This window comes from Haloferax sp. Atlit-4N, from assembly GCF_003383025.1.
Taxonomy (GTDB): domain Archaea; phylum Halobacteriota; class Halobacteria; order Halobacteriales; family Haloferacaceae; genus Haloferax; species Haloferax gibbonsii.
In genome coordinates, this window is sequence record NZ_PSYY01000094.1 from 1 (window position 1) to 457 (window position 457).

Genomic DNA, 457 nt, shown 5'->3' on the forward strand with positions numbered 1-457 from the left:
GAGGCGGTCGCGCTCACGGCGATCGAGGGGGTCGGCTCCGGTCGCGCCGAGCGCCTCGCGGACGCCGGCCTCGCCTCCCCCGTCGACGTGGTCGACGCCGGCGCGGCGGGCCTCGAGCGCGCCGGCATGAGCGACTCCGTCGCGGAGCGGATCGTCGACGCCGCGCGCGACTGCCCCCGCGTCGACGTCGACTGGGGGGACTTCCCCGAGGCCATCGCGGTCGGCGAAAACGAGATGTGCGAGGTCGCCGTCGAGGCCGTTTCCGGCGGCGCGCGCGCCGGGATCCGCGTCACGGTCAACGGCGTGGAGATGACCGCGACGACGACGTACCTCGACGGGACGGCGACGGTCCCGGTCGGCGTGTTCGGGCCGCCGGACGCCGACGAACTGGAGTTCGTCGTCGAGGTCGCCTTCCCGGACCTCCCGCTGCTCCCCGTCACGGCGACGCGGACGGTCC

General features: G+C 75.7%; 1 protein-coding gene. It reads left to right on the plus strand.

Annotated elements, in window-relative coordinates:
- The coding region (locus tag C5C07_RS20715; protein ID WP_233510502.1) for a helix-hairpin-helix domain-containing protein at window positions 1–457 on the plus strand (457 nt) is incomplete at both ends.